This is a genomic window from Dokdonella sp., assembly GCF_051958935.1.
Taxonomy (GTDB): Bacteria; Pseudomonadota; Gammaproteobacteria; order Xanthomonadales; family Rhodanobacteraceae; genus Dokdonella_A.
The window spans coordinates 1-4,778 of record NZ_JBQCFP010000039.1 but is presented as its reverse complement, the minus strand read 5'-3'; the positions used below and the strand labels follow the sequence as shown (position 1 = coordinate 4,778).

Sequence of the window (4,778 nt, the reverse complement as noted above, 5' to 3'; positions counted from 1 at the left end):
ATCGCGAGGACCAGGTTTCCATGACGATCGGGACAGGCTCAGTAGCCATGGACGCGCCGCAGGCCGGCGGGAGCGACGCGTGGGTCGACCGCGTCGATCGGCTCGAGCCGCGCGAATTCCGCGCGCGCTACCTCGAACCGCGCCGGCCGGTCGTCCTGCAGCGCGCGCTCGACCCGTGGAGCGCGCCGGATCGCTTCACGCCGGAGTTCTTCCTCGAACGCTATGCCGATCGCCCCGTGCGCATCCGCGGCCGCCATTACCGCCTCGGCGAAGTCATCGCGCTGCAGCAGGCCTCGAGCGAGGCGCGGCCCGCGCCGTACCCCTGCACGTTCGCCGAGTGCGGCGACCTCATGGCCGACGTCACGCCGCGCTTCGGCTGCAGCCTGCCGAACCGGCACACGAGCCCGTTCATGCCGAAGTCGGTGTTCGACCTCGTCAACCATCTCGAGATCTTCTTCGGCGGTCCGGGCGGCGAGTTCCCGTACCTGCACTACGACATGCTGCGCATGCACGCATGGATCGCACAGGTGCATGGCGACAAGGAATTCACCCTGTACGAACGCGGCCAGGAACACCTGCTCTACGTGCACCCGGAAATGCCGTGGATGTCACGCGTGGACGACCTGCACGACGCCGAGCGCTGGCCGCTGCTGCACCAGGCGCGGCGGCATCGGGTCGTCGTGCGCGCGGGCGAGGCGCTGTTCATCCCGTGCGGCACCTGGCATACCGCGCGTTGCCTCACGATGAACATCACGGTCGCGTTCGACCAGCTCGAATCGAGCAACTGGCGCGAGTTCGTGCGCGACGTCGTGGTCGAGGAGCGTCGCAAGGGCCATCGCGCGCGTGCGCTCTGGCTGGGCTTGTATCTGGGTCTGCTCGGGCCGATGCTGACGCTCGCCGAACGTTGCGGCGCGAATCGCCGCGCGGACTGGGGTACGGCGCGCCTGCATTGATCCAATGGCCGGCGCAGCGCCGGTCGCAGCAAGGGAGGGGGTCGAGCATGAACACGACGCAAGCCGGCGTTGCCGGTGCCGTCACCGTCAGCGCCGGCAGCAGCTGGGTCGACCGGCGCAGCGGCCTCGGCGTGGACGAGTTCATCGCCGAGTACCGCAATCCGCGCCGGCCGGTCGTGCTCGGCGATGCCGCGCGTGCATGGCCGCTGTATGGTCGCGCCGACCCCGACTACTTCCGCCGCACCTACGGCGAGCACGTCGTGCGCGTGCGCGGTCACGACTACCGCCTCGCCGAACTCATCGACCTGCTGGAGGCCTCGACGATCGACAAGCCAGGGCCGTATCCGTGCAAGTTCGAGATCGCCAAGACGTTCCGCGAACTCCTGCCCGAGGTGACGCCCCGCTTCGGTTACAGCCTGCCGGACCGCCAGGCGAACCCGCTCGTGCCGCAGCGGCTGTTCTCCGGTGTCAACAACCTCGAGATCTTCTTCGGCGGCCCCGGCGGCGAATTTCCTTATCTCCACTACGACGTGCTGCGCCTGCACGCGTGGATCACCCAGCTGCACGGCGACAAGGAATTCACGCTCTATGCGCCGGGGCAGGAGCACCTGCTCTACATCAATCCCGACATGCCGTGGCAGTCGACCATCCGCGACCACCATCACCCCGACTACGAGCGCTATCCGCTGTTCCGTGAGGCGAAGTGCCAGAAGGTCGTCGTGCACGCGGGCGAGACGCTGTTCCTGCCGTGCGGCTGGTGGCACACCGCGCGCAGCCTCAACATGACGATTTCGGTCGCATTCGATTCGCTCGGGCCGGACAACTGGAGCGCGTTCATCGGCGATGCGGTCGGCGAACGTCGGCGCAACGGCAAGCCGCTCAAGGCGTTCACGCTCGGCCTCTGGCTGCGCGCGATAGGGCCGCTGCTCGCGCTGCAGGAGCGCGCGGGCGCGAACCGCGACACCACTTGGGGCGCACGATGAGCGTGAGCGTGCCGTTGCATGCGGAACGGCGCGCAGCCTCGCTGCTCGCGCCGCTGCTCGTCCACGCGCGATACGCAACCCCGGCGCTGCGCGCCGCCGAAGGCGAACTCGACTATCCGGCGCTGTTCGCACGCGCGGCCGCGCATGCGCAGGCATTGCGTGCCGCAGGCGTCGTCGACGGCGACGTCGTCGCGCTGCCCGCGCAGCGCAGCGCGGAAGCGGTCGCGACGATCCTCGCCTGCATCGCGCGCGGTGCAGCCTACCTGCCGCTCGACCTCGACTTCCCGGCGACGCGCATCACCGCGATGCTCGAGGATGCGCGCCCGCGCTGCTTCCATGGTGCGGCCGATGCGCGCGTGCCGGCCGCGCTCGCGCGGGTACCGCCGCCGGGCGACGCGTCGGCGCCGCCGTTGCGCGACGACGTCGCCGGCGAGCTCGCCTACGTGCTGTTCACCTCCGGTTCGACCGGCCGGCCGAAAGGCGTCGCGATGCGCAGCGCCGCGGTCGCGGCGCTCATCGGCTGGCATTGCGCGCATCCGCGACTCGGCTTGCCCGCGCGCACGCTGCAGTTCGCGCCGCTGGGCTTCGACGTGTCCTTCCAGGAAATCTTCTCGACGCTCGCGAGCGGCGGCTGCCTGGTGTTGCCGACCGAAGCCGAGCGACGCGACCCGTATGCACTGCTCGCCCTGCTCGAGCGCGAGCGCGTCGAAAGGCTGTTCCTGCCCTACGTCGGCCTGCAGGCACTCGCCGAGGCGTTTGCGGCCGGCGGCAGCCTGCCGCGCGCGCTGCGCGACGTCGTCACCGCGGGCGAGCAGCTGCGCATCACGCCGGCGATCCGCGCCCTGTTCGCGGCGTTGCCCGGCACGGTGCTGCACAACCATTACGGCCCGACCGAGACGCACGTGGTGACCGCGCACGAACTCGCCGGCGATCCCGCGGCCTGGCCGGAGCTGCCGCCGATCGGCGCGCCCCTGCCGCACGTGCGCGTGCGCATCGTCGATGCCGCGCTCGCGCCGCTCGCCGATGGCACCGAAGGCGAACTCCTGCTCGGTGGCGAATGCCTCGCTGCCGGCTACATCCATCGCGCCGAGCTCACCGCCGAGCGCTTCGTCGAACTCGACGGCGAACGCTGGTATCGCACCGGCGACCGCGCCCGCATCGACGCGGACGGCGTGCTCGAATGCTTCGGGCGGGTCGACGAGCAGCTCAAGATCGACGGTTTCCGCGTCGAGCCGGCGGAAATCGAGACGGTGCTCTGCCGCCATCCCGCGCTCGCCGAGGCGGTCGTTGTCGCCGCCGATACCGCCGGCGGCCGCCGGCTCGTCGCGCACGTGGTCGCGCGCGACGCGCGCATCGACGCCACCGCGCTCGCCGACGAACTGCGTGCGCATTGCGCCGCATCGCTCGCCGACTACCTCGTGCCGCACGCGATCGTGAGCCATGCGGTGCTGCCGCTCACCGCGAGCGGCAAGATCGACCGCCGTGCACTCGCCGCCGCGCCGGCGGGCGGGGCGCTGCGCTGGCGAGACGGTGCGCCCCTGCAGAATCAACTTCTCGACTTGTGGAAGCAACTGCTCGGGGTGGATGATCTGGACGTGGAAGCGAACCTGTTCGATCACGGCGCGCGCTCGCTGCTGGTCGTGCGTGCGCTGACCGAGCTGCGCCGGCACGGCCACGTGCTGAGCGTGGCGCAGGCGTACGAGCACCCGACCGTCGCCGCGCAGGCGCGTGCACTCACCGTAGCGATCGCGCCGGTCGCCGCGATCGCGGGCGAACGCGCGCGCGGCGACGCGCAACGCGCCGCCTTCGCGCGCTTCGGCACGCGCCCAGGAGGCGCCCGATGAGCGAGCCCACGCTCGACGGCGTGGCGATCGTCGGCATGGCCGGGCGTTTCCCGGGCGCTGCATCGGTCGACGAGCTCTGGTCGAACCTGCTCGCCGGGCGCGAATCGATCACGCGCTTCACGCCGGGCGAACTCTCGCCGATGGTGCCGCGCGAGCTGCGCGACCACCCGCGCTACGTGCCGGCACGCGGCGTCATCGCCGGCGCCGAGCACTTCGACGCAGCGTTCTTCGGCATCCCCGCGCGCGAGGCGCAGCTGATCGACCCGCAGCAGCGCGTGTTCCTCGAGCTCTGCTGGAACGCGCTCGAGCATGCCGGCACCGATCCGTCGCGCGCCGCCGGCAGCATCGGCATCTGGGCCGGCACGTCGAACAACAGCTACCGCAAGCTCGTCGACGCGCGCCCCGACATCCTCGCCGCGAGCGGCGAGTTCGCCGCGATGCTCGCCAACGAGAAGGACTACGTCGCGACGCGCGTCGCGCACCGGCTGGGCCTCACGGGTCCGGCGATCAGCCTCCACACTGCGTGCTCGACCTCGCTCGTCGCGGTCGCGCAGGCCTGGTACGCGCTCATGAGCTGGCAGTGCGACGTCGCGCTCGCGGGCGGCGTCAACGTGGTGGTGCCGCAGGAGTCGGGCTACCTGCCCGCCGAGGGCGCGATCGAATCGGCCGACGGCCATTGCCGGCCATTCGATGCCGAGGCGAGCGGCACCGTGTTTTCGTCCGGCGCCGGCGTGGTGGTGCTCAAGCGCCTCGCGGACGCGATCGAGCAGGGCGACACGGTGTACGCGGTGATCCGCGGCGTCGGCGTCAACAACGACGGCGCCGACAAGGCGAGCTTCGGCGCGCCGAGCGTGCGCGGCCAGGCCGGCGCGATCCGCCTCGCGCTCGCGAGCGCGCACGTCGATGCAGGTTCGATCGGGTACGTCGAAGCGCCTGGCCCGGGGCCGCCGCTCGGCGATCCGAGCGAGGGGGCGGCGCGCACCCGCGCGGTCCGCGCC

4 protein-coding genes are annotated in these 4,778 nt (G+C 71.5%); all 4 read left to right on the top strand.

All coding sequences use genetic code 11. The features are described 5' to 3' along the window. Positions 1-47: 47 nt before the first annotated feature. Positions 48-953: a cupin-like domain-containing protein gene (locus ACTHK2_RS03810; RefSeq protein WP_440244367.1), complete on the top strand. Its 906-nt coding sequence runs from the start codon at positions 48-50 to the stop codon at positions 951-953. Between the two features lie 47 nt (positions 954-1,000). Further along, complete coding sequence (locus tag ACTHK2_RS03805) at positions 1,001-1,936, top strand: cupin-like domain-containing protein (protein ID WP_440244366.1); 936 nt, start codon at positions 1,001-1,003, stop codon at positions 1,934-1,936. Between the two features lie 2 nt (positions 1,937-1,938). After that, positions 1,939-3,780 (top strand): non-ribosomal peptide synthetase, encoded by a 1,842-nt coding sequence (locus tag ACTHK2_RS03800; protein WP_440244365.1) that lies wholly within the window; start codon positions 1,939-1,941, stop codon positions 3,778-3,780. Continuing rightward, positions 3,777-4,778, top strand: a 1,002-nt coding sequence (locus tag ACTHK2_RS03795) for a beta-ketoacyl synthase N-terminal-like domain-containing protein (protein WP_440244364.1), incomplete at its 3' end; no start/stop codon positions are given. The genes ACTHK2_RS03800 and ACTHK2_RS03795, both read left to right, overlap by 4 nt.